24 protein-coding genes, 1 tRNA gene and 3 rRNA genes are annotated in these 23,895 nt (G+C 50.4%); 16 read left to right on the forward strand and 12 right to left on the reverse strand.

The window, feature by feature from the left end; all coding sequences use genetic code 11:
- The first annotated feature begins 230 nt into the window (after positions 1–230).
- The 4 genes from ACS0RQ_RS02495 (at position 231) to rrf (ACS0RQ_RS02510) (ending at position 3,687) form a co-directional block, all read left to right on the forward strand.
- A 23S ribosomal RNA gene (locus ACS0RQ_RS02495) occupies positions 231–3,131 on the forward strand.
- Between the two features lie 197 nt (positions 3,132–3,328).
- Positions 3,329–3,444 (forward strand): 5S ribosomal RNA (gene rrf / locus ACS0RQ_RS02500).
- Between the two features lie 14 nt (positions 3,445–3,458).
- Positions 3,459–3,534, forward strand: a tRNA-Thr gene (locus tag ACS0RQ_RS02505).
- A gap of 37 nt (positions 3,535–3,571) precedes the next feature.
- Positions 3,572–3,687, forward strand: a 5S ribosomal RNA gene (rrf, locus tag ACS0RQ_RS02510).
- A gap of 160 nt (positions 3,688–3,847) precedes the next feature.
- On the opposite strand, the gene ACS0RQ_RS02515 is transcribed toward rrf (ACS0RQ_RS02510), so the two are convergent.
- From ACS0RQ_RS02515 to ACS0RQ_RS02545, 7 genes are all read right to left on the reverse strand, one after another.
- Entirely contained in the window at positions 3,848–4,606 is a 759-nt protein-coding gene (locus ACS0RQ_RS02515) for an amino acid ABC transporter ATP-binding protein (RefSeq protein ID WP_039077391.1), read from the reverse strand.
- Between the two features lie 7 nt (positions 4,607–4,613).
- Positions 4,614–5,717, reverse strand: coding sequence for an amino acid ABC transporter permease (locus tag ACS0RQ_RS02520; protein ID WP_271851956.1), 1,104 nt, complete (start codon positions 5,715–5,717; stop codon positions 4,614–4,616).
- Positions 5,718–5,726: 9 nt separating this feature from the next.
- On the reverse strand, positions 5,727–6,908 hold the full coding sequence (locus ACS0RQ_RS02525) for an amino acid ABC transporter permease (RefSeq protein WP_271851957.1): 1,182 nt from the start codon (positions 6,906–6,908) through the stop codon (positions 5,727–5,729).
- A gap of 70 nt (positions 6,909–6,978) precedes the next feature.
- The gene (locus ACS0RQ_RS02530; protein WP_271851958.1) at positions 6,979–8,004 is read right to left on the reverse strand and encodes an amino acid ABC transporter substrate-binding protein; all 1,026 of its coding nucleotides are present in this window, start codon (positions 8,002–8,004) and stop codon (positions 6,979–6,981) included.
- 476 nt (positions 8,005–8,480) lie between these two features.
- Positions 8,481–8,702, reverse strand: a complete 222-nt coding sequence (locus ACS0RQ_RS02535) for a putative periplasmic lipoprotein (RefSeq protein WP_039077395.1) — start codon at positions 8,700–8,702, stop codon at positions 8,481–8,483.
- Positions 8,703–9,066: 364 nt separating this feature from the next.
- Positions 9,067–11,145, reverse strand: coding sequence for a putative bifunctional diguanylate cyclase/phosphodiesterase (locus ACS0RQ_RS02540; RefSeq protein WP_271851949.1), 2,079 nt, complete (start codon positions 11,143–11,145; stop codon positions 9,067–9,069).
- A gap of 141 nt (positions 11,146–11,286) precedes the next feature.
- On the reverse strand, positions 11,287–11,451 hold the full coding sequence (locus ACS0RQ_RS02545) for a DUF2556 family protein (RefSeq protein WP_039077398.1): 165 nt from the start codon (positions 11,449–11,451) through the stop codon (positions 11,287–11,289).
- A 348-nt stretch (positions 11,452–11,799) separates the two neighbouring features.
- Here ACS0RQ_RS02545 and ACS0RQ_RS02550 point away from each other — a divergent pair, with 348 nt between their 5' ends.
- The 3 genes from ACS0RQ_RS02550 to ACS0RQ_RS02560 are packed head-to-tail and all read left to right on the forward strand — an operon-like array spanning position 11,800 to position 14,104.
- On the forward strand, positions 11,800–13,023 hold the full coding sequence (locus tag ACS0RQ_RS02550) for a tyrosine-type recombinase/integrase (protein WP_249573268.1): 1,224 nt from the start codon (positions 11,800–11,802) through the stop codon (positions 13,021–13,023).
- Positions 13,020–13,847, forward strand: coding sequence for a hypothetical protein (locus ACS0RQ_RS02555; RefSeq protein ID WP_271851948.1), 828 nt, complete (start codon positions 13,020–13,022; stop codon positions 13,845–13,847). The genes ACS0RQ_RS02550 and ACS0RQ_RS02555 overlap by 4 nt, the downstream gene beginning before the upstream one ends.
- A 53-nt stretch (positions 13,848–13,900) precedes the next feature.
- Positions 13,901–14,104 (forward strand): helix-turn-helix transcriptional regulator, encoded by a 204-nt coding sequence (locus ACS0RQ_RS02560; RefSeq protein WP_249573266.1) that lies wholly within the window; start codon positions 13,901–13,903, stop codon positions 14,102–14,104.
- Between the two features lie 162 nt (positions 14,105–14,266).
- On the opposite strand, the gene ACS0RQ_RS02565 is transcribed toward ACS0RQ_RS02560, so the two are convergent.
- On the reverse strand, positions 14,267–14,452 hold the full coding sequence (locus tag ACS0RQ_RS02565; protein ID WP_334633169.1) for a YlcI/YnfO family protein: 186 nt from the start codon (positions 14,450–14,452) through the stop codon (positions 14,267–14,269).
- Between the two features lie 187 nt (positions 14,453–14,639).
- Here ACS0RQ_RS02565 and ACS0RQ_RS02570 point away from each other — a divergent pair, with 187 nt between their 5' ends.
- From ACS0RQ_RS02570 to ACS0RQ_RS02610, 9 genes are all read left to right on the forward strand, one after another.
- Positions 14,640–14,909 carry a host cell division inhibitor Icd-like protein gene (locus ACS0RQ_RS02570; RefSeq protein ID WP_334633167.1) on the forward strand — a complete coding sequence of 90 codons (270 nt, stop codon included), beginning with the start codon at positions 14,640–14,642 and terminating at the stop codon, positions 14,907–14,909.
- A complete protein-coding gene (locus ACS0RQ_RS02575; RefSeq protein WP_334633165.1) occupies positions 14,902–15,090 on the forward strand; it encodes a hypothetical protein in 189 nt (62 codons plus the stop codon). The genes ACS0RQ_RS02570 and ACS0RQ_RS02575 overlap by 8 nt, the downstream gene beginning before the upstream one ends.
- The gene (locus ACS0RQ_RS02580; protein WP_334633163.1) at positions 15,083–15,394 is read left to right on the forward strand and encodes a hypothetical protein; all 312 of its coding nucleotides are present in this window, start codon (positions 15,083–15,085) and stop codon (positions 15,392–15,394) included. Before ACS0RQ_RS02575 ends, ACS0RQ_RS02580 begins: the two co-directional genes overlap by 8 nt.
- Positions 15,391–15,759: a hypothetical protein gene (locus tag ACS0RQ_RS02585; protein ID WP_108700606.1), complete on the forward strand. Its 369-nt coding sequence runs from the start codon at positions 15,391–15,393 to the stop codon at positions 15,757–15,759. Before ACS0RQ_RS02580 ends, ACS0RQ_RS02585 begins: the two co-directional genes overlap by 4 nt.
- Complete coding sequence (locus tag ACS0RQ_RS02590) at positions 15,756–17,126, forward strand: helicase RepA family protein (RefSeq protein WP_334633159.1); 1,371 nt, start codon at positions 15,756–15,758, stop codon at positions 17,124–17,126. Before ACS0RQ_RS02585 ends, ACS0RQ_RS02590 begins: the two co-directional genes overlap by 4 nt.
- Positions 17,127–17,431: 305 nt before the next feature.
- Positions 17,432–17,626, forward strand: coding sequence for a hypothetical protein (locus tag ACS0RQ_RS02595; protein ID WP_249573398.1), 195 nt, complete (start codon positions 17,432–17,434; stop codon positions 17,624–17,626).
- The gene (locus ACS0RQ_RS02600) at positions 17,623–19,539 is read left to right on the forward strand and encodes a ClpP-like prohead protease/major capsid protein fusion protein (RefSeq protein WP_334633157.1); all 1,917 of its coding nucleotides are present in this window, start codon (positions 17,623–17,625) and stop codon (positions 19,537–19,539) included. The genes ACS0RQ_RS02595 and ACS0RQ_RS02600 overlap by 4 nt, the downstream gene beginning before the upstream one ends.
- Before the next feature lie 219 nt (positions 19,540–19,758).
- Positions 19,759–20,244 (forward strand): DUF1441 family protein, encoded by a 486-nt coding sequence (locus ACS0RQ_RS02605; protein WP_114266264.1) that lies wholly within the window; start codon positions 19,759–19,761, stop codon positions 20,242–20,244.
- Between the two features lie 3 nt (positions 20,245–20,247).
- On the forward strand, positions 20,248–20,430 hold the full coding sequence (locus ACS0RQ_RS02610; protein ID WP_114266263.1) for a hypothetical protein: 183 nt from the start codon (positions 20,248–20,250) through the stop codon (positions 20,428–20,430).
- Here the strand turns inward: ACS0RQ_RS02610 and ACS0RQ_RS02615 are convergent.
- From ACS0RQ_RS02615 to prmA, 4 genes are all read right to left on the reverse strand, one after another.
- Positions 20,427–21,191, reverse strand: coding sequence for an abortive infection family protein (locus ACS0RQ_RS02615; protein WP_249569790.1), 765 nt, complete (start codon positions 21,189–21,191; stop codon positions 20,427–20,429). The two genes, ACS0RQ_RS02610 and ACS0RQ_RS02615, sit on opposite strands and share 4 nt — an antisense overlap.
- Before the next feature lie 172 nt (positions 21,192–21,363).
- Positions 21,364–21,660, reverse strand: a complete 297-nt coding sequence (fis, locus tag ACS0RQ_RS02620; protein ID WP_000462905.1) for a DNA-binding transcriptional regulator Fis — start codon at positions 21,658–21,660, stop codon at positions 21,364–21,366.
- Positions 21,661–21,683: 23 nt separating this feature from the next.
- Positions 21,684–22,649, reverse strand: coding sequence for a tRNA dihydrouridine synthase DusB (dusB, locus tag ACS0RQ_RS02625; protein WP_271849883.1), 966 nt, complete (start codon positions 22,647–22,649; stop codon positions 21,684–21,686).
- A 358-nt stretch (positions 22,650–23,007) separates the two neighbouring features.
- Positions 23,008–23,889, reverse strand: a complete 882-nt coding sequence (prmA, locus tag ACS0RQ_RS02630) for a 50S ribosomal protein L11 methyltransferase (RefSeq protein WP_193794499.1) — start codon at positions 23,887–23,889, stop codon at positions 23,008–23,010.
- Between the last annotated feature and the right edge of the window lie 6 nt (positions 23,890–23,895).

A 23,895-nucleotide genomic window follows, 5' to 3' on the forward strand; every position in this document is an offset into this window, starting at 1 on the left:
CACAGTGTCTGTTCTCCGTAATAAGAACAGATGACGGTGTGTTCGAGTCTCTCAAATTATCGCAATCAGAAGATGACACTGTAAAAGGTGACGTGAGCGACGTGAAGACAAGGCGTACCGCACGCAGCGAGCGGAGTGGACTTAATGTCCATGAGCATCGCGAGTACGGAACAACGCAGTATTCACAACGCGCAACAAACCGGACAGAACAAGACATCTTCGGGTTGTGAGGTTAAGCGACTAAGCGTACACGGTGGATGCCCTGGCAGTCAGAGGCGATGAAGGACGTGCTAATCTGCGAAAAGCGCCGGCGAGGTGATATGAACCTTTGACCCGGCGATGTCCGAATGGGGAAACCCAGTGCAATCCGTTGCACTATCGTTTGATGAATACATAGTCAAACGAGGCGAACCGGGGGAACTGAAACATCTAAGTACCCCGAGGAAAAGAAATCAACCGAGATTCCCCCAGTAGCGGCGAGCGAACGGGGAGCAGCCCAGAGCCTGAATCAGCTTGTGTGTTAGTGGAAGCGTCTGGAAAGTCGCGCGATACAGGGTGACAGCCCCGTACACGAAAGCACACAGGCTGTGAGCTCGATGAGTAGGGCGGGACACGTGGTATCCTGTCTGAATATGGGGGGACCATCCTCCAAGGCTAAATACTCCTGACTGACCGATAGTGAACCAGTACCGTGAGGGAAAGGCGAAAAGAACCCCGGCGAGGGGAGTGAAAAAGAACCTGAAACCGTGTACGTACAAGCAGTGGGAGCCTCTTTAATGGGGTGACTGCGTACCTTTTGTATAATGGGTCAGCGACTTATATTCTGTAGCAAGGTTAACCGAATAGGGGAGCCGAAGGGAAACCGAGTCTTAACTGGGCGTTAAGTTGCAGGGTATAGACCCGAAACCCGGTGATCTAGCCATGGGCAGGTTGAAGGTTGGGTAACACTAACTGGAGGACCGAACCGACTAATGTTGAAAAATTAGCGGATGACTTGTGGCTGGGGGTGAAAGGCCAATCAAACCGGGAGATAGCTGGTTCTCCCCGAAAGCTATTTAGGTAGCGCCTCGTGAATTCATCTCCGGGGTAGAGCACTGTTTCGGCTAGGGGGCCATCCCGGCTTACCAACCCGATGCAAACTACGAATACCGGAGAATGTTATCACGGGAGACACACGGCGGGTGCTAACGTCCGTCGTGAAGAGGGAAACAACCCAGACCGCCAGCTAAGGTCCCAAAGTCATGGTTAAGTGGGAAACGATGTGGGAAGGCACAGACAGCCAGGATGTTGGCTTAGAAGCAGCCATCATTTAAAGAAAGCGTAATAGCTCACTGGTCGAGTCGGCCTGCGCGGAAGATGTAACGGGGCTAACCATGCACCGAAGCTGCGGCAGCGACACTATGTGTTGTTGGGTAGGGGAGCGTTCTGTAAGCCTGCGAAGGTGTGCTGTGAGGCATGCTGGAGGTATCAGAAGTGCGAATGCTGACATAAGTAACGATAAAGCGGGTGAAAAGCCCGCTCGCCGGAAGACCAAGGGTTCCTGTCCAACGTTAATCGGGGCAGGGTGAGTCGACCCCTAAGGCGAGGCCGAAAGGCGTAGTCGATGGGAAACAGGTTAATATTCCTGTACTTGGTGTTACTGCGAAGGGGGGACGGAGAAGGCTATGTTAGCCGGGCGACGGTTGTCCCGGTTTAAGCATGTAGGCTGGTTATCCAGGCAAATCCGGATAATCAAGGCTGAGGTGTGATGACGAGTCACTACGGTGATGAAGTAACAAATGCCCTGCTTCCAGGAAAAGCCTCTAAGCATCAGGTAACATCAAATCGTACCCCAAACCGACACAGGTGGTCAGGTAGAGAATACCAAGGCGCTTGAGAGAACTCGGGTGAAGGAACTAGGCAAAATGGTGCCGTAACTTCGGGAGAAGGCACGCTGATATGTAGGTGAAGCCCCTGCGGGTGGAGCTGAAATCAGTCGAAGATACCAGCTGGCTGCAACTGTTTATTAAAAACACAGCACTGTGCAAACACGAAAGTGGACGTATACGGTGTGACGCCTGCCCGGTGCCGGAAGGTTAATTGATGGGGTTATCCGTAAGGAGAAGCTCTTGATCGAAGCCCCGGTAAACGGCGGCCGTAACTATAACGGTCCTAAGGTAGCGAAATTCCTTGTCGGGTAAGTTCCGACCTGCACGAATGGCGTAATGATGGCCAGGCTGTCTCCACCCGAGACTCAGTGAAATTGAACTCGCTGTGAAGATGCAGTGTACCCGCGGCAAGACGGAAAGACCCCGTGAACCTTTACTATAGCTTGACACTGAACATTGAGCCTTGATGTGTAGGATAGGTGGGAGGCTTTGAAGCGTGGACGCCAGTCTGCGTGGAGCCAACCTTGAAATACCACCCTTTAATGTTTGATGTTCTAACGTGGACCCGTGATCCGGGTTGCGGACAGTGTCTGGTGGGTAGTTTGACTGGGGCGGTCTCCTCCCAAAGAGTAACGGAGGAGCACGAAGGTTGGCTAATCCTGGTCGGACATCAGGAGGTTAGTGCAATGGCATAAGCCAGCTTGACTGCGAGCGTGACGGCGCGAGCAGGTGCGAAAGCAGGTCATAGTGATCCGGTGGTTCTGAATGGAAGGGCCATCGCTCAACGGATAAAAGGTACTCCGGGGATAACAGGCTGATACCGCCCAAGAGTTCATATCGACGGCGGTGTTTGGCACCTCGATGTCGGCTCATCACATCCTGGGGCTGAAGTAGGTCCCAAGGGTATGGCTGTTCGCCATTTAAAGTGGTACGCGAGCTGGGTTTAGAACGTCGTGAGACAGTTCGGTCCCTATCTGCCGTGGGCGCTGGAGAATTGAGGGGGGCTGCTCCTAGTACGAGAGGACCGGAGTGGACGCATCACTGGTGTTCGGGTTGTCATGCCAATGGCATTGCCCGGTAGCTACATGCGGAAGAGATAAGTGCTGAAAGCATCTAAGCACGAAACTTGCCCCGAGATGAGTTCTCCCTTGGACTTTAAGTCCACTAAAGGAACGTTAAAGACGATGACGTTGATAGGCCGGGTGTGTAAGCGCAGCGATGCGTTGAGCTAACCGGTACTAATGAACCGTGAGGCTTAACCTTACAACGCCGAAGATGTTTTGGCGGATTTGAGAAGATTTTCAGCATTGATTCAGCGTTAAGTACGCAATAATTTGCGCAGCAGCAAGGCGGCAAATGAAGCGACGGAAGGAGCATACATGAGTATGTGACTGACGTTCGCGAATGCAGCCAACGCGGCTGATGCGATAAAAAATTGCGTACCGAGCACAAAGAATTTGCCTGGCGGCTTTAGCGCGGTGGTCCCACCTGACCCCATGCCGAACTCAGAAGTGAAACGCCGTAGCGCCGATGGTAGTGTGGGGTCTCCCCATGTGAGAGTAGGGAACTGCCAGGCATCAAATTAAGCGTGCTGATATGGCTCAGTTGGTAGAGCGCACCCTTGGTAAGGGTGAGGTCCCCAGTTCGACTCTGGGTATCAGCACCAGTTTTAAGGTTAAAGTTCGGCGCTTAGAAAGAATTTGTCTGGCGGCTTTAGCGCGGTGGTCCCACCTGACCCCATGCCGAACTCAGAAGTGAAACGCCGTAGCGCCGATGGTAGTGTGGGGTCTCCCCATGTGAGAGTAGGGAACTGCCAGACATCAATTAAAACAAAAGGCTCAGTCGAAAGACTGGGCCTTTTGTTTTTGATATAGATTTATCAGCGCGTTTGCAGCTTCTTTTCCAGTACAACCTACGGGAACTGAATCAATAAAAAAGGCCATCCGCAGGGATGGCCTTTTGCATTTCTATAACAAGTATCAGTGGATAACCTGAGACAGAAAAGCACGGGTGCGTTCAGACTTAGGATTAGCGAAAAACTCCTGCGGCGGCGCCTGTTCAACGATTTCACCACGATCCATAAAGATCACCCGGTCAGCAACGGTACGTGCAAAGCCCATTTCGTGAGTAACGCACAGCATTGTCATTCCCGATTCAGCCAGACCAATCATGGTATCCAGCACTTCTTTCACCATCTCAGGGTCAAGCGCAGAGGTTGGTTCATCAAAGAGCATAATTTTCGGTTTCATACAGAGTGAGCGGGCGATAGCCACACGCTGCTGCTGACCACCAGAAATTTGCCCCGGGAATTTATGGGCGTGCTCAGCAATACGAACGCGCTCTAAATAGTGCATTGCCAGCGCTTCGGCTTCCTTCTTCGGCATCTTCCGCACCCAGATCGGTGCCAGCGTGCAGTTCTGCAGTACCGTCAGATGCGGGAAAAGGTTGAAGTGCTGAAATACCATCCCCACTTCCTGGCGAACCTTTTCGATATTACGAATATCTTCGTTTAATTCGATGCCATCCACTACGATACGACCCTGCTGATGCTCTTCCAGATGATTAATGCACCGAATAGTCGTGGATTTCCCTGAGCCGGAAGGGCCGCACAGAACGATGCGTTCCCCCTGCTTTACCTTAAGGTTAATATCTTTAAGCACGTGAAATTGCCCGTACCATTTATTCACATCTTCGAGCGTAATCATCGCATCGGCAGGTTGCATAGTAATTTGACTCATAATTTCCTCAATGCGCTGAACGCCCGGTATGGAAGCGCTTCTCCAGATGTTGGCTATAGCGCGACATGCTAAAACAGAAAATCCAGTAAACTAACGCGGCAAATACATAACCTTCGGTCGACATACCGAGCCAGGCGGGGTCTACCGTTGCCTGCTGGACGCTACTGAAAAGATCGAACAGGCCGATGATGATAACGAGGCTGGTATCTTTAAACAGCGCGATGATGGTATTCACCAGACCCGGAATAACCAGTTTGAGTGCCTGCGGTAAAATCACCAGCCCTTGTGTTTTCCAGTATCCCAGCGCCAGTGACTCGGCAGCTTCATATTGCCCTTTTGGCAGAGCCTGCAAGCCGCCACGCACTACTTCGGCGACGTAGGCGGACTGAAACAGAATCACCCCGACCAGCGCACGGATCAGCTTATCGATACTTGTGCCTTCCGCCATAAACAGCGGCAGCATGACCGAGGACATGAACAGTACAGTGATCAGCGGTACGCCACGCCAGAACTCGATAAAAATCACTGACAATACCCGCACGACCGGCATTTTTGAGCGACGCCCGAGCGCCAGCAATATGCCCAGAGGCAAAGCACCAGCGATACCCACAGAGGCGATGATCAACGTCAGCGCTAACCCGCCCCACTGGCGCGTTTCCACGCGATCGAGTCCCAAAAAACCACCGTACATCAGCCACCACACCACGAGCGGATAAACCACAGCCCAGCAAGCGATATAGCGACCACGACTCGGTAGCTTTTTCCAGAACATCGGTGCGATAGAAAGGAGTCCGACAATCAGGGCGAGGTTAATGCGCCAGCGTTGCTCATGCGGATAGAGGCCATACATGAACTGACCAAAACGCTCATGAATAAACACCCAGCACGCACCCGCTTTGGTACAGTCTGCGCGCGTCGATCCTATCCAGTTCGCCTGGAAAAGAGCCCAGTTCAGCAGCGGTGGAATCAGTTCCCACATCAGCCACAGGCAGAAGAGCGTCAGCAGTGCGTTCAGCCAGCTTGAAAATAAATTTTTCTTTATCCACAGCACAATACCGCTGCTTCCTGCACGGGTCTGGCGCGTAGATTGAGACATAATAGCTTTTGTCATCAGATGTCCTTAGCGCTCAATTAATGCGATGCGGCGGTTATAGATATTCATAAGCAACGAAATCGACAGACTGATAATCAGGTAAACCGACATGGTAATCGCGATCGTTTCGATGGCCTGGCCTGTCTGGTTCAACACCGTACCGGCGAACAACGACACCATATCCGGATAACCAATCGCGGCTGCCAGAGACGAGTTTTTTGCAATGTTCAAATACTGGCTGGTCAGCGGTGGAATAATGACACGCAGTGCCTGCGGAATGATGACCTGACGCAACGTCACCGGGTTGGGCAAGCCAAGCGAACGTGCCGCTTCATGTTGACCGTAGGGAACAGATTGAATGCCTGAGCGGATAATCTCAGCAATGAATGCCGAGGTGTAAACCGACAGTGCAATCGTGAGTGCCGCCAGTTCCGGAATCAACACCATACCGCCCTGGAAGTTGAAACCGCGCAAGTGCGGGATGTCCCAGTGAAGCGCCGCGCCAAATACCCAATGAGCCAGCAACGGGAGCACAATAATCAGCCCCAGAGCCGTTGGCCATGTGCGGCGCAATTGGCCGGTTTTAATCTGGTGCGCTTTGTTAAAGCGATACAGACCGATGCTGATGGCGAATGCGATAACAATCGTGCCGATAAACGCCCATAGACCCTCCCCCAACTGAGGTGATGGGATATAGAGACCCCTGTTACTGAGGAACAGCAAATCCATAGCGCCAATAGCCTGACGTGGGCCAGGTAAATTACGCAATACGGCGAAATACCAGAAGAAGATTTGCAGCAGCGGGGGAATATTACGGAACGTCTCGATATAAATCGTAGAGAGCTTACGTAACAGCCAGTTTTCTGAAAGACGGCAAAGCCCCAGAAAAAAGCCGATAAATGACGCAAAAACAATACACAGCGCTGATACCAATAAGGTATTCAGCAGGCCAACGAAGAAAACGCGGCCATAAGTGTCACCCTGTTCGTAGTCGATAAGGTGCTGAACAATGCCAAATCCGGCAGCACGATCAAGAAATGCAAAACCAGAAGTAATACCGCGGCTGTTCAGGTTAGTAACGGTATTGTGTATCAAATAGATCGCGATGCCGATAACAGCAAGAATAGCGATAATTTGAAACAGCCAGGCACGAACCGCAGGGTTTGAAAAGGAGAGTGTTCCTTTAACGGTTGGGCGGCGTTGGGACATAAGAAAACCTCGGTAACCATGACTCTGGAGTGGGCGCCGCATCGGCAGCGCCCGTTACAGCGCTTACGTCTTAACGTACTGGCGGAGCGTACTGAATACCGCCGTTGTTCCAGAGGTTATTCTGGCCGCGTTTGATTTTCAGCGCGCTGTCAGCACCGACGTTACGCTCGAAGATTTCAGAGTAGTTGCCCACTTTCTTGATGATGTTGTAGGCCCATTTGTTGTCGAGTTTCAGGTCTTTACCAAAATCACCTTCGGTACCCAGCAGGTGCGCCATGTCTGGCGTTGCTGGCTTAGCCGCTTTCTCGTCAACGTTTTTCGAGTTGATGCCCATTTCTTCTGCGTTCAGCATGGCAAACAGCGTCCAGCGAACGATGGAGAACCAATCTTCATCACCGCGACGAACGACCGGACCCAGCGGTTCTTTGGAGATCACTTCCGGCAGGACGATCCATTCCGCCGGATTGCTCAGCTTGATACGCAGTGCGTACAACTGAGACTGGTCAGATGCCAGCGTATCGCAACGGCCTGACTCCAGTGCTTTTGCGGATTCATCAGAGCGGTCAAAGGTCACCGGCGTGTATTTCATATTGTTGGATTTAAAGTAATCCGCCACGTTGAGCTCGGTATCGGTACCCGCCTGAATACATACGGTTGCGCCGTCCAGCTCTTTGGCGCTTTTCAGGCCTGCTTTGTTATGGGTCAGGAAGCCGATACCGTCGTAATAGGTTACGCCAGTAAAGGACATCCCCATACCAGCGTCGCGTGAAGAGGTCCAGGTTGTGTTACGGGAAAGGATATCTACCTCGCCGGATTGCAGTGCGGTGAAACGTTCTTTTGCGGTCAGCGGGGTGTATTTTACTTTCGTGTCATCGCCAAATACGGCAGCGGCAACGCCACGGCATACATCTACATCAATACCGGTGAATTTACCGTTAGCATCCGCGTAAGAGAAGCCAGGAAGACCGTCACTGATACCGCACTGTACGAAGCCTTTCTTCTTAACGGCATCCAGAGTTGTGCCAGCATGGGCTTGATTTGCAACGGCAAACAGCACGCCGGCAGCTGCCAGGCTGGCAATCATCATATTTTTCATAATGCATCCTGTGTGGCGAAAAATTATCGTTATATGAAGGCGTCCGGGAAACGCCTTAAACCTGTCTGTGGCTTTGGCCATACTCTTTAAAGCAAAGGTAGTGCCAGTTTTTGCGAATGCGGAAAAATGCGAGCCGCGAGCGCAATATGGAGAGTGTAGACAGGAAAAAATAACCTCAATGCCCTGCCATGGTGCAAAATTCCAACCTGCGCCACAAAACAGAGCAAAAAAATTTCAATTAGCCGATTCTGCTAACAAATAAGTTTCAGGGGGTAATATAAGCAAGAAAGCTAAACGCATTACTTTGTGAAACGCGTCACGAGAAGGAATGAAATAATTAAAAATATGGTGGGAAATCAGGCAGGAGTGCAGATTTATTTAAATGAGTTGCTCATTTTTGATGCTAAAAATTTACGCCAATAAAAAGAAATGCACTGTAATAAAGCAAAGCGCGGCATAACCGCGCTTTGGATAAATTACTTAGTTAACGCGACGATACCCAGCGTTAAGCCTGCCAGAGCCGCAGCCCCTCCCGCAATCGCACCTGCGGTTTCCCAGTTGTCCTGAGTCGTTCCTTTTACACAGGTATTGGTATGGACCAGACGCCCTTGATCGTCATACGTGGGGACACAAGGTGAGTCGTGCGCACAACCTGCCAGGGTAGCGGTAAGCAGAACAACGGAAATTAATCTTTTCATGATGTTACCTCTAAATAGTCCCGATCCCCGGTATCAAATAACGACACCAGCGCAGAATCGATACGCTATTTTAACATCGCGAAGATTAAGAATGCCCCGTTCAATAATCTCAAAGTATGAGCAGTGTAAACATCGTGAAGAGAATAACGATATTTCATCGAATAATGCAGAAAAAATGGAGGTGATGAAGAGATTATGCAGGGGGATAGGGAAATATAAAAATTTAAAGTTCGTTATCTATTGTGAGCCAGTGATTTTAATAAAAATAATGGAAATGGCAATAACAAGGCAGATAAAAAACGCCGACAGGCTAATAGATAAAAGGGTGTACAATTAAACACCCTTTTATCTAGTCTATTGACATTTAACAAACAGGTTCCTGTCGGCACAATGTATTTCCCTGAGCGCTGATAACCTCAGGTGTGACCGGGCGACCTAATAGATAGCCTTGTAGCGTATTGCACCCCAGCTCAGTCAAAAAGGCCTGCTGTTCTGTGGTTTCAACCCCTTCCGCTACCACTTTCAGATTTAACGTTTTCGCCAGCGCGATGATAGCCGAGACGATGGTTGCATCGTCGCCATCGCTGTTGAGTTCTCTGACAAAAGCGCGATCAATTTTCAGTTCACACGCGGGAAGCCGCTTGAGATAAAGCAAGCTGGAATAGCCAGTACCAAAGTCGTCAATGGACGCCTGAACGCCTGCATCAGTAAGTTCCGTCAAGACGCGAACGCTCTCGTCCGGGTTCGTCATCGCTGTGGTCTCGGTAACCTCAAGTATTAGCGTGTCAGGTGGCACCTCATGCTTTTGTAGGCTATCCATGATGGTCTGAACCAGCGACGGCTGTTCAAATTGCAGTGTTGATAAGTTGACTGCCACGGACCAGTCAATATTCCCCTGCGTCCGCCATTCGCTTAACTGGCGGCATGCTTCATCAATGACCCAGTTTCCGAGCGGGACAATCAGGCCCGTCTTCTCCGCTAACGGTAAAAAAACGTCAGGAGAGAGCATCCCTCGTTTTGGATGCTGCCAGCGGAGCAGGGCTTCAAAACCAATGATTGGTCCGGCTGGCGCCTGAAATTTGGGCTGGTAAACCAGGCGAAACTCTTTACGTTCCATAGCCAGCCACAGGTCGTTCATCAGTTGTAACTGCGTTTGCGCCAGGGTGTTCATGGACGGCTGGAAGAAGTGATAGCCGTTTCGCCCCATATGCTTAGTGTGATACATCGCCGCGTCGGCGTTAAACATCAGCTCGCGCTCATTTTTACCATCGTGCGGATAGAGTGCGATGCCCACGCTCAGGGTGACCATCATGTCATAAGGGTCGATATTAAACGGCTTGTCGATAACGCGTACCAGCGAGCCTGCAAGCGTCGCTGCTTCATCCGGGGCGCTTACCTCTGTCAGCAGGACGAATTCGTCACCACCCATACGAGCCAGCGTATATTGCCCCTTGAGCTGCTGCTTGAGACGATCAGCCACTGCAACCAGCAATTTATCGCCCACGTCGTGCCCATAGGCGTCGTTAACGGTTTTAAAGCCGTCCAGGTCCATAAACATCAGCGCGAAGAAAGAACCTTCACGTCTTGCTTTATTTATCGCCTGATCCAGACGGTCTTCCAGCAGCACGCGGTTAGGCAGGCGCGTTAGGGTATCGTGTAGCGCCAGTTGGGCCAGCTCGCGGTTCGCTTCCGCCAGGGAAGAGGCCAACTGAGATGTCCGCGCCTGCAGGCGTGCATCCAGCATGGAAACGAGCAGGGTGATGCCGAGGATGGAAAATGCCACGACGCTTACCAGCACTGCCAGCCAGTTGCCGTTAACGCCATGGTGACTCATTGGCTCGTGGTTAGGGAATTGCGCGGCCATCATGCCGCTGTAGTGCATACCGGCAATGGCGAACCCCATTAAAATGGCCGCGCCAAAGCGCATTAAAGCCACCTGAGCGGCTTCATGACGAAGACGGAACGTCAGCCATAGCGCGGCAAAAGAAGCGGTTAATGCAATGATGACCGAGATGGCGACCCAGAACATATTCCAGACAATGGCGGGTTCCACTTTCAGCGCTGCCATACCGGTATAGTGCATGGCAACGATCCCCATCCCCATCACAAACGAACCGGGGAGAAGATGCAGCATGGTCAATTCATTACCGCTGACTAACCAGAGTGCAAACAATGAGGCGCCGATGGCAATGAGCATGGAGATCGCCGTCAATAACGGGTCATAGCTCAGGTGCATTGAGATATCCATCGCCAGCATGCCGATAAAATGCATGGCCCAGATACCAATGCCCATTGCTACACCGCCGCCGGTCAACCACACCCATGATGAAGACCCTGAGCTGGTGGACACACGACCTGCCATATTTAGCGCAGTATAGGAAGCCAGAATGGCAACAATAAAAGAAACAACAACCAGGATTTGGTCGTATTGGCTAACCAGCATGATGTCATCAACTCATTCACAAAAGTATTATGCGTAACTACACTTGAGAAGACAAAAAAGGTGGTGACATTATCATTGCAAGTGGATGACTCAAAACGGTTTCTCTGCTTGCACGAAGCAAGAGACCGGGCGGGAAAACAGCTAATTTAAATCAGCACAGTTCACCAGCTTGAGAGGATTGACGGAATCCATGTTTCGGCATTTATCTACCTCTGTTGTCAGGAATTCGATCCACTGCATGATCAATGCATCCAGCAACAGGACAGAAAGGGCAAAAATAACCAGCCAAAAATACTTTCGAATCATCCCGCATATCCTTTTCGTGCAACCATTCGTTGGGAATATACACGAAAATGTTATCGGCAGGCGTTGAGGAAAGATAAGTTTTTTGGCGGAGCTCCAGCGAAAAAAAAGCGCGTCCCCATGCCGGTCCGCGCCTTTTAACAAGCAGTCTCTGATAACTATCAGTTCATGCCGTATGTTCACAAGCATGGTTTATTACCGTTCGTCATGGTCTGAGTGGTTTTTTTCAACTGCATGGTTTTTAACGGTTTTATTGCTTTTGTTGTTTATTCTTGTTCATTGCTGTTTAGGGTCTTACACTGAGCCGTGTATCACAAGGTGTATCACAAACTTTTTATGAACTGAGGTTTTATGGCCGGCTCGACCAACAAATTAAGCGACAAAAAGCTAAAATCTTTGCTCGGTTCTGTACGAAAAAAAGAAGAAATGATGGCTGATGGCGACGGTTTGAGCGTCCGTTTGCTTCGTTCCGGGTCCATTAGTTGGATTTTTTCTTATCGTCTCGGTGGCAGAGGCTCCCGGCTGGAAAGGCTTACTCTGGGGAACTACCCGGATATGTCGCTTAAGCTGGCGCGTGAACGGCGAGAAGAATGCCGTGCCTGGCTGGCCGAAGGGAAAAACCCAAAATTTCAGCTTGATGTACGAACGGAAGAGATCCTGCGCCCAGTAACTGTAAGAGACGCCATGTCATACTGGATTCGTGAATATGCGGCCCATCACCGCGTAAACGTGAATCGCCACGAGGCCCAACTCGATAAACACATTTATCCTTACATCGGCGACTTACCCCTTTCTCTGTGCGAAACGCGCCACTGGCTCGAGTGTTTTGACAGAGCCAAGCGCGAAACCCCTGTTGCTGCCGGTTACGTTTTCCAGATGTGCAAGCAGGCGCTTAAATTCTGCCGTGTTCGACGCTACGCCGTCAGTAATGCTCTTGATGACCTGACAATACAGGATGTGGGTAAAAAGCAGGACAAAGGCGACAGGGTTCATGATATGGACGAACTGGCGCAAATCTGGCGTTCGTGTTCGGGTAAGTTGTTTAAACCCTACTATGCCACTCTGTTACGTCTGCTGGTGGTCTTCGGTTGCCGTTCCCAGGAGGTTCGTCTTTCGACCTGGGCAGAATGGGATCTGAAAAATTGGGTCTGGACAGTTCCCAAGGAACATAGCAAGGGGGGTGAGAAGATATTACGGCCTATTCCCGTCGCTATGCGCCAGATCGTGTCGGACCTGTACGAGCAAAATAATCAAACAGGCCTGCTGCTGGGCGAGATGAAGAAACCGGAAGCTGTCAGCCAGTGGGGAAGGGGAGTGTATAAACGCTTGGGCCATGCGGAACCTTGGACGCTTCACGACCTGCGTCGCACGTTCGCTACCACACTGAACAATATGGGGATTGCACCTCATGTGGTTGAGCAACTGCTTGGCCACACGCTGGGCGGCGTTATGGCAGTATATAACCGTAGCCAGTACTTACCCGAAAAACTGGACGCCCTGAATAAATGGATGGAGCGCTTAGAGATTATTTCATCCGATTACACAAATGTGGAAATTTTGAAGGTGGCGAAATGAGTGATTTTGGTGGCGCAAAAGATAAAATTCATCGCTTATATTATCCGCTTGAAGAGGCTGCGGTTTTTTTAAATTGTAGCGTGAAGGATGTAGTTCATCTGGGTGCTATAGGGGTGCTAAAGATATCTATTTACATTCCTGGTTGGCATGAGATAGAAAAAGAGTCATTTTCTATATTTTACAATGGATTGGCTGTTGATGCGGATCAGTATAGGTATGGTGAATATTTAGGCTTGAGTGGTGAGAGTTGGGAAATTAATGGCATATACAATTATATTCCTAAAGATAATGATTTTTATCAAAAAGATACTAAGCTCGTAAAACATTTCAATGGTTTCTTTTATTTGGTACCTCGTAACCTCACTGAATTAGAATTCGATATTAATGCTGATACAATTAAGATAAATACCCTTTATGCTACAGAAGACTTTGATGATATGGGAGCCGTCATCCTTGATTCACCTATCGGCGTATTATTTCCTTCAAGATATCTTTGCGTAATGTTTGAAGAGCTGGAAAACATTCAAGAAAAATCAGGGAAAATTCCCTCGCCAGAGTCTGATAGACCGAAACGAAAGCCTAATGAGAACAAACAGGCGAAGATGATTAAAGCGCTGATTGAAATTCACTACGGACTGGGGCAATCAGACCGGGCCAGATCACTTCTTAATACTGAAAAAAATAGCGGAGAGATGCTGGCTGATTTTGATAAAGCTGGTATCAGGCCCCCGGTTTCTGGAAAAGTGTTATCCGATTGGTTAAAGGATGTAGAACTCGATACTGTGGAAATATCCAGAGTAAGAATGGATATCTCCAAAAAGTAGTCCTTCCTCTAATTACTCTCCTTACGAACAAAAGCAAACCGTAAGGAGCAGTAATGAGCAATCAAACCTTTCAAATTAGCACCGAACGTATGATTCGTGAGGCAGAGTGTCGCCGATTGACCGGGATCTGTCGCACAACCCGCTACATGATGGAAAAGGAAGGCAACTTTCCCGCTCGTCGAAAATTGGGTGGACGCGCTGTTGGCTGGCTTCTTTCAGAGGTTACGGCTTGGCAGCAGAGTCGCAAAGCGGCGTAAGGGGTGGGGTATGTCAGATAAAACAAAGGCGGCCCCGCATGGCCGCCAGTGCATTACAACGAAACAGGATCAGCATACCAGGCCTTGCGCTGGTGGTCAAAGCCTGACCGCTCCCGGAAAGACAGGGGCGCAACTCTTTAAGAGTTGTGCAAATATTAAGCATCACTCTTTAGCGGCTTCCTTGGCTTGTTTACGCTGCCGGCGTTTGATCTCTCCTTTGGCTGCTGTAACCAGAAATCCAGCGGTGCTTTCACCATCTTCCCGTAGTCGCTCTATATCTTCCATAACTTCATGGGGGATTCTTACGGTGGTCATTTGTGATTTCGCGTTCTTCGCACCTGTTGCCATTACTGAAACTCCTTGTGTTAGGTGTATTTCAGTATACGCAAAAAAAATGAGAAGAAAAGACTTGAGGTGTATTTCACTTTGGGCTAGTTTTAAAAAAGAAGGTGAAATACACCTTGTAAGTGCGAAGCCCGGAAGTGCGTCAACACTAACCGGGCTTCTGACCAAACCGTTAAGTGAGGTAACAGTTATGGCTGACAATCAGTCTATCCAAACTCGCCCTGAATTTACATGGCTATTCCTTGCCACTCCCAAGCATTACCCGGAGTGCTCTCCTATCGTCCTGCGTTTTGATGCTGACACCGAAGAGACTGCCCGTGATGCATTTCCCGGCTGGAACTTAATCTTTGCCGCCAAAATCCGCGCTCACGCTCCTTGCCGTGTTGTGTTCTTTGATTACACATCAAGACGTGGATGGGAGTTCGACAGTGCCGCGATTCAGGAGGTGCGCCATGCGTAAGGTCAAATGGTCAGAAATTGACATTGAAGATGAACTGCGCCGCCTGGAAGCATTGCTCTCAACATCGCTGTATATGAATTTTGAGGATGAAACCGAGTACAGCGTTGCGATGGATCTGATCAGCATGTCGTTGTCCCGCGTTCGTGAACTAAAAACGGCAAGTGAGGTGACCCATGCGTGATATTTACCATCAGCTTGTTAAGAGCACTCCTGATTTTAAAAACTTCACTGATGAGGCTTTGGCTGAATCCAGCGATTTATATTCTGCTGGCGCATTTGCCATTAACAGCGCCCTTACGCTGATCGGCAATCTGGCTTTCGATGCAACCAATGCCGAGGACTATTCCGACGAAGACGCCCGCCGTGATTTGGTTCTGGTCAGCAACGTGTTGCGTCATCTTCCCCGTATGGCTATGGCGCTGAGTCAAAGTAGTGACACAGCGAGTTATGTACGTGGTGAGCGCAATAAGGGGAAACGGTCATGATCAGCAACGTCAAATTCAACGAACTGGAAAAACGCTTCGATCTGCTGGTGGATAAAGTCACTGTGCTGGAAGAGAAGGTTAGAGTGCTCACAGATAGCCAGGGAGGTGAAATTCCTCCCGGTATGACTCCTGTCGCAACGTTGGCGGCTGAGTATGGCATTTCTACCAAAAAGGCCGAGGAACTGGCGAAAAATACGGGTGTGATGCTGGTCAAACTGAAATCCGGTGGCTTTGTTGCGCCTGATGAGAAATTCAGGGAAGCGGCCCGACTGGTGCTCCGCAGCGCCAAGCGTAAATACGGTTCGGCGTACTGGTTCCATCCCTTGCTCGGTAAGTTCCAGATGAGCGGAGGCATTCCTAAATGACAGTACAACTGACAGCAGTAGAGACAGTATCGGATGCCCTGTTTACGTGCTCTTATCTCTGGGCACATGGTAAGCACTACAGCCGCACCGATCTGGAAAAGGCAATCCACCAGCATAAAGACCCGACTACACGCTATGGCAAGCTGGCGGTGCGGTTAAAGCAGATAGTCGAGATGTCATATGAGGATCTGTGTGATGCCGGTTATCTCGATACCGACCGTAAGCAGATGATTATTGCCCGCCGCTCTGTGCTGGTGGATGAAATCGGCGAAGAGGAAATGAATCTCTGGCTGTCCGACACGCAGCGCATACAGCGAGCATTCCCGGATGCCACCATTGATAAAAAGCGCTCAAAGCTACCACTTACACGCGGCTCCGAGGGCTATAACGTCCGTCAGGACTATGTGATTAAGCATATGCTCCCGGCACAGTCACTGTGCAGCATATACGGCCCCAGCGGTTCGTATAAAAGCTTCCTGGCTGTTTCATGGGCCTGTCATATAGCTGCTGGTGCCTCGTGGTCAGGTAAGAAGGTTGAGCGCGGCGCTGTGCTTTATGTGGTAGGTGAGGGCGGTGTGGGTGTTCCCCGCAGGATCAAAGCATGGGAGCAGGTACATGGCCAGCAGGTTGATAACCTCTGGCTTGTTAACCGCCCCGTCTTCCCGGTGCGTGAATCCGAGGTATCAGAAGTCATTCTGGCATCCAGGCAGATCACAGCGGAATGCGCTATGCCCGTGCGGCTGGTGGTGATCGACACGCTGGCGCGTTGCTTTGGCGGTAATGATGAAAACGATGCTCGTGACATGGGGGCGTTTATCGAAGGCTGTGACGTTATCAAGCAGAAAACAGGCGCTACGGTGCTGGTGGTTCATCACTCTGGCAAGGATGAGGCTAAAGGGGCGCGTGGTTCCAGTTCGTTTCGGGCGGCGCTTGATGCTGAGTTCAATGTGAAGCGAGAAGGGGACGGACAGGCGCTAATCCTGTCATGCACCAAGATGAAGGATGCCGAGGAGCCCGAACGTAAAGCCTATGACCTTCGTACCGCCGAACTGTACACGGATGAAGACGGGGAAATGGTGTGCTCACTGGTGGTTCGCGATGTACCGCGTGAGGCTAAAGAGGTTGATCCTGAACTGGCTGGGGTGGAAAAACTCACCGATAACCACATGGCGCTGTGGCAGGCAATCAGAAGCCGAATAGCGCGGGGCGAACCCTGTAACAGGGCGGTCATTCGTGACGACCTGAAAGCCACTGGCATAAACACCAAGCATTTCACGCGCTGGCTCCAGAAACTGATTGATGATGGCCTGGTTATTCAGGACGGCGATTTGCTGACACTGAAATCTTTACGGGAAGTGGGTAACTAAGTGGGGCGCTGGTGGGGGATGTGGGGAGCGGGACCCCATATTCCCCACTTTGCGCCCATATACACGGAGCAAGTGGGTAAAACTGCTTAAACCCGCGTCATTACTGGCTTTGATGCCTATTAATGAAAATGTGGGTGGGGAGCAAGTGGGGAGGGTAGTAAGTGGGTGTTAAGTGGGGAGGCGATGGCCTCCCTTAGTTTTATCATAAACTTATAAACCACTTTTTATGATTAAAATTCGTTTACTTACCACTTTTGGTGATCAATGATTGCACGTGTACCATCAATCACGATAAGGGTAAGAAGATGGCTGATAAGAACAAATCGACGCATGATAAGGGCGGTACGGTCCATATTGACGCCGAAACAATGAAGAAAATCGAGGAGTACCAGGCGTTCATTAAAAAGAATCACCCTGAAATGCCTGTCCCCACTAAAGGCCAGATTGTGCGCAGCAGCGTGAACTACTGGCATCACCACACGCTGGGGGCATGGGTATGAAAGGCTGGTACAACATCAAAGCGGCCAGCGATGGCGCAAGCGCAACCATTCAGATTTATGAAGAGATTGGCGGCTGGGGCATCACCGCCCAGCAGTTCTCCGAAGACCTGAAAGCCCTGGGCGACATTTCCCATATCAATCTGAACATCCATTCGCCCGGTGGCGATGTCTTTGACGGCATCGCTATTTACAACCTCCTGAATAAACACCCGGCAAAAATCACGGTGCATATCGATGGGCTGGCCGCGTCTATGGCGTCAGTCATTGCGATGGCCGGTGATCGTATCGTCATGCCTGAGAACGCCATCATGATGATTCACAAGCCGTGGGGCATTTCCGGTGGGAACGCCAACGACATGCGCGACTATGCCGAGTTGCTGGACAAGGTAGAAAACGTCCTGATCCCCGCCTATGCACGTAAAACAGGTAAGTCTGCTGAGGTGCTGGCATCCCTGCTGGAGGAGGAAACCTGGATGGATGGCCGCGAATGTGTAGCGCAGGGATTTGCAGATGAGTTACTGCCGGCTGTCAGTGCGATGGCCCGAATCGAATCAAAACGAATTGAGGATTTTGAACATATGCCCGACAACATCAAAGGGATGATCACCCAGCCTAAAGGCTCTACTGGTTCCATTGTGCCGGAACAGAACCGCATCAACGGTATTAAAGATTTGTTTGCCATGTTTGGTGGCAAGCATGATTCGCTGAAAATGCAGTGCCTGGAAGATGCCGACTGTACACCGGACAAAGCAAAAGACCTGCTGCTGGCCGAAATGGGGCGCACTGCCACACCATCCAATAAAAACGCTTTTTCCCATGTTTATGCGGGCAACGGTAACATCGTTGGCGACGGTATCCGCCAGGGGCTTAATGCCCGCCTGGGGCATGAACGCGCGGAGCGTGGAAACCCCTATGCAATGATGAGTCTGTTTGAAATGGCTCAGGCTTCGCTGGTGGATCGTGGCATCAGCATCAGCGGATTTGGCAACCGCTCGCAGATTGTGAACTTGGCCTTCACGCATAGTACCAGCGACTTTTCACATATCCTTGCTGGTGGCGCTGAGAAGTCTGTACTCACAGGCTGGCAGAACAGCGGCGAGACTTTCCAGCAATGGACTAAAACAGGCTCCCTGTCTAACTTCCATGAAGCAAAACGTGTGGGCCTGAATGGTTTCTCTGAACTGGAAAAGGTTCCAGAGGGGGCTGAATACAAATACGTCACTACCAGTGACAACGGCGTCCCTATCGCGCTGGCGACGTATGGCAATATTTTCTCTGTTACCCGTCAGGCCATCATCAATGACGACCTGAGTCAGCTTTCCACTATTCCCCAGGCTATGGGACGAGCAGCAGCGCGAACGGTCGGTAATCTTGTCTATCTGCAACTCACTGCAAACGCCAGCTTCACCGATGGTAAGGCGCTGTTCCATGCGGATCACAACAACCTCATTTCAAAGGGGATGGATACGGACGGACTGAACGAGGCCCGCAAGGCTATGCGCCTGCAGGAGGATGCGAACGGTGATCCGATTAATGTCATCCCGGCCTATATCCTTGTACCTGCCGCGCTGGAAGGTGCAGCAAATCGCGCTGTGCTCTCTTCCTCTTCTTTGTTCCCTGTGGATCAGAACGGCACGCTGAACCAGAACCCCGGCATTATCAACATGGTGAAGGATATGGCTCAGGTTATTGTTGAACCACGTCTGGACAAGGCCAATAACAAACAGTGGTATGTAGCCGCCGCGCAGGGCACTGACACTATCGAGGTGGCTTATCTCGATGGTATGGATACGCCATATCTGGAGCAGATGGACGGCTTCACGGTCGATGGTGTGGCCTGGAAGGTGCGCATTGATGCGGGGGTGGCCGCGCTGGACTATCGCGGGCTGGTCAAATCGAATGGCGCGGCGTGACGGGAAAGAGGGCGGCTTCGGTCGCCTTTTATCATTTGAGAATCTCTCTCATTTGAAAAGGTACTCCTGGGCATACGACCTGCCACGGGGCGGCGGACTCGCGGGTTTCGGCTGGTTTTCTGTATTTTATCCGTGCAGCAGCGCTGACCTAACTAACTGATAATTAATGTTTCTGATTGCGTTTGCTGCAAAAGTGAACGTGCAACGAGGTACGATTTAATGCTGAGTAAAACACTGGTTAATGTTACCCAACTGTCTGAACTGGTGGGGATGAACCGGAACATGGTAGCGCGACGGCTACGTGAAACTGAATTGGACGGTGGAAACGGCGAAAACCTGAAACAGTATGAACTGTGTAAAGCCCTGCGGGTACTCATCATGCCATCGGTGCAGGAGAATGGCGAAATGTCGCCTCAGGACAGAAAAGCCTGGTATCAGTCGGAAAATGAGCGCCTGAAATTTGAGAAAGAAGAACGCGAGGTTATCCCGGTTGACGAAGTAGTGCAGGTGTACTCATCAATGCTAAAGGCTGTGGTCATGGTACTTGAGACACTACCGGATATTCTGGAGCGTGACTGTGGACTGACGCCAGTAGCAGTTAACCGCGTACAAGGGATAATTGACGATCTGCGCGATGAAATGGCTCGCAAAGTTGCTGATTCAGAGAATGAAGAAGGCTGGCCCGCAGTCCCGGCAGAGGGATAACTCATGGTTAACCTTGAGTTAGTATTGATTGAAATGGCCCGTCAGCAGGGCCATGAACTTAACGGGCAGGATAGGTTACTCATTCGTACAAAGATTGCTAAGGCCTTAACTGCTAAAGATCTGCACCGTCAGAGGATGGAGGCCAAACCGTACAAATGGCAAAAAGTAACACCGCCCCGCCGCTAATTTTTCGATTTTTTTTGCCAGGTTTGGATTAGGAAAACAGCCATGCTACCAGCGAGATTTACGGCTAAAAGAGCGTGCCGGTCAGTTGGTTTGGGTGGTTTTTTTCCTATCCCATGAGCATCACCATATTTATTACGCAGAGTACCGAGACCATTAACCACTGATGAGCAGCCTTTGAGTATTTGTTTAAATATCTGTTCACCATGCTGGTCAGGGGCAAGATTTAGCTCTTTCGACGTTAGCTTGTACAACTCACTCATATCAAGGTTTCGATCATAAGGAATCTTCAAATCATCCAAGATATGTTTGCAAACTGTCTCTACTAACGTGCGAGCTGCGGTTATAGCACCTTCGGGGTCTGTGCTTCTGCGGTCTAATGCTTTTGTCCACGCATCATTTACGCCGCGCTCATCGTAACTTTTCAGTCCATCAGTAATGTGAAAATCAGAAGGGATGGTGTTTGGCCCCTCAAAATAATCGATTAAGGGGGTGAACTCGGACGCAATGAAACTTTCACGTTCTCTGTAAGAAGAATATGCGGGTTGAATAAAGCCCCAAAACTGCTTAAGGCTTCTGCACTCTCGGACAAATGCAGGCAAAAGATCTTTTAAGACTCCATTTTTTATGAAATGGGACCGAAGAGCATTGAAGTTATCGCTATTGTCGCGCGGACCTCCTCTGGCAACCTCGATTAAAAGATTCTCAAGATGCCTGGCTCTTTCCTCATCCGATGCAAATTCATTTAAAAAATCGTCCATCATACCTTCCATTTTTTTCTGGCTTTTATGACTGTAATGCCAAATATGGAAGGTGTTCAACATCGTTCAATAAGGTTCACTGAATTGTGTATCACAATGTGTATCACAATCAATAAAAAAGGCGCTTCCCCATGCCGAGTAGCGCCTTTTAATTCAATAACATAACTGATTGTTATCAGTTCATGCCGTATTTTTTCAGTTTCTTACGCAGCGTACCACGGTTGATACCCATCATCAGGGCAGCGCGGGTTTGATTGCCGCGGGTGTATTGCATCACCATGTCCAACAGTGGCTGTTCAACTTCAGCCAGTACCAGCTCATACAGATCATTAACATCCTGACCATTCAGTTGAGCAAAATAGTTCTTCAGTGCCTGTTTAACCGAGTCACGCAGGGGCTTTTGAGTTACCTGATCCTGAGAGTTAACGGTAGAAACGGTCAGTACGTCAGAATTTACGCGTTGTTCGAACATAGTTCTGTCAGCTCTTTATTTCATTACGCAAGATTTTCGAAGTATGCCTCCAACGCCTCCAGCTGTTCGCTGGCGTCCTCTATGGCGTTGAATGTGCGCCGAAACTGGTCATTTGGAGCGTGCTCCTGGAGATACCAGGAGACGTGTTTACGTGCAATTCGGTACCCTTTTGCCTGACCATAAAAGTCATGCAATTCCCGAACATGCGCGCAAAGCAAGCGCTTTACCTCTGCCAAAGGCAGTGGGGCGAGCAGCTCCCCAGTGTCCAGATAATGCTGGATTTCCCGAAAGATCCAGGGTCTTCCCTGAGCTGCACGGCCTATCATCAGGGCATCAGCCCCCGTATAGTCGAGTACAGCTCTGGCTTTAAGCGGGTCAGTGATGTCACCATTCGCGATAACCGGAATGGAAACCTTCTGCTTTACTGCCCGAATACTGTCGTACTCAGCGTCTCCATTGAACAAACAGGCGCGGGTGCGTCCATGAATGGTCAGAGCCTGAATGCCACAGTCTTCAGCCAGTTGGGCAATTTCTACGCAGTTACGGTGTTCCGGAGCCCAGCCAGTGCGAGTCTTAAGCGTGACGGGCACATCCACTGCTTTCACTACCGCGTTCAGGATAGACTTCACCAGATCCGGGTATTGCAGCAGGGCAGAGCCCGCAAGCTTGCGATTCACTTTCTTTGCCGGGCAGCCCATATTGATATCAATAATCTGGGCGCCGCTTTCCACGTTGATACGTGCGGCTTCCGCCATTTCTTCCGGGTCACTACCGGCAATTTGCACGGTACGAATACCGGGCTCATCGATATGCACCATCCGCAGCCTTGATTTGTCACTCTCCCAAACCTGAGGGTTGGAGGACATCATCTCGGATACCGTTAATCCGGCTCCCATCTCGTAACACAACGTCCGAAACGGTCTGTCAGTAATGCCAGCCATTGGCGCTGCGATCAGTCGATTTCTGAGCTGGTGGTGTCCGATGCGCATGAGTTAAGAAATGACCATACTGTGACTGCAAGGCGGCGTATATTACGCATTTTTCGCACGAGATGAAAGGCCAAACTTTGACCAATCCACTGTCGCAGATCAATGAATCACAGCGAAAGGCGATAGCTGAAAATATTAATGATTTAAAATCATTGAGTTATATTAAAATGGCGAATTTGTGAACAAATATAAATTCGTCAAACTTCTCTGTTTTTCTTCACCATAACCCTGATTCAGCGGCATATCTTGCTGTTTTAATCGTCAAAAAAGAGGGTGAAAATGAGATCAGACTCCCATTTTCACCCTATGGAGCATTATGTTGCTGAATGCTTCGTGGCCTTATTGCCAGGTCGACGACTTACTTTTTCTGGCCGGTGATGCGGCACCATTCTTCTTTTTCCACCACAGCGTCGAGTGCGAAGGTATCGCGATAGGCTTCACAGACACTTTCAGCCTGGCTGGCGAGAATGCCGGAAAGGCCGAGCAGGCCGCCTGAGATCGGCAGTACGCTGATAAGCGGGGCAAGCTCACGCAAAGGGCCTGCCAGAATGTTGGCGACCACCACGTCCGCCTGCATCGCGTCAGGCTGGTCTTGCGGCAGATACAGTTCCAGGCGCTCAGAAACGCCGTTACGCTCGGCATTGTCGCGGCTGGCCTGAATCGCCTGCGGGTCGATATCGATACCGATCGCCTTTGCCGCCCCCAGTTTCAGCGCGGCAATCGCCAGAATGCCGGAGCCGCAGCCAAAGTCGATCACTGTTTTACCCGCTAAATCCAGACCATCAAGCCACTGCAGACATAACGACGTGGTTGGGTGCGTGCCGGTACCAAACGCCAGGCCAGGATCGAGCATCACATTTACCGCGTTTTTGTCCGGCACATCGCGCCAGCTCGGGCAGATCCACAAACGTTCACCAAAGCGCATCGGGTGGAAGTTATCCATCCACTCGCGCTCCCAGTCTTTATCTTCGAGCTGTTCAATTTTGTGTGCGAAACCTGCACCGAGCAGCGGATGATTTTCCAGAATCGCGACGACTTCTTTCATGTCGGTTTCGGCATCGAACAGGCCAATAACGTCGGTATCACCCCACAGGCGCGTCTCGCCCGGTAGCGGCTCAAAGACCGGCGTGTCATGCGTGTCCTGAAAGGTGATGGAGACCGAGCCGGCCTCCATCAGCGCGTCGCTCAGGTCTTCGGCGTTAGCGCCAGTTGTATTCAGTTTTAGTTGGATCCACGGCATGGCAAA

Source organism: Phytobacter diazotrophicus (assembly GCF_052061655.1).
Lineage (GTDB): Bacteria > Pseudomonadota > Gammaproteobacteria > Enterobacterales > Enterobacteriaceae > Phytobacter > Phytobacter diazotrophicus.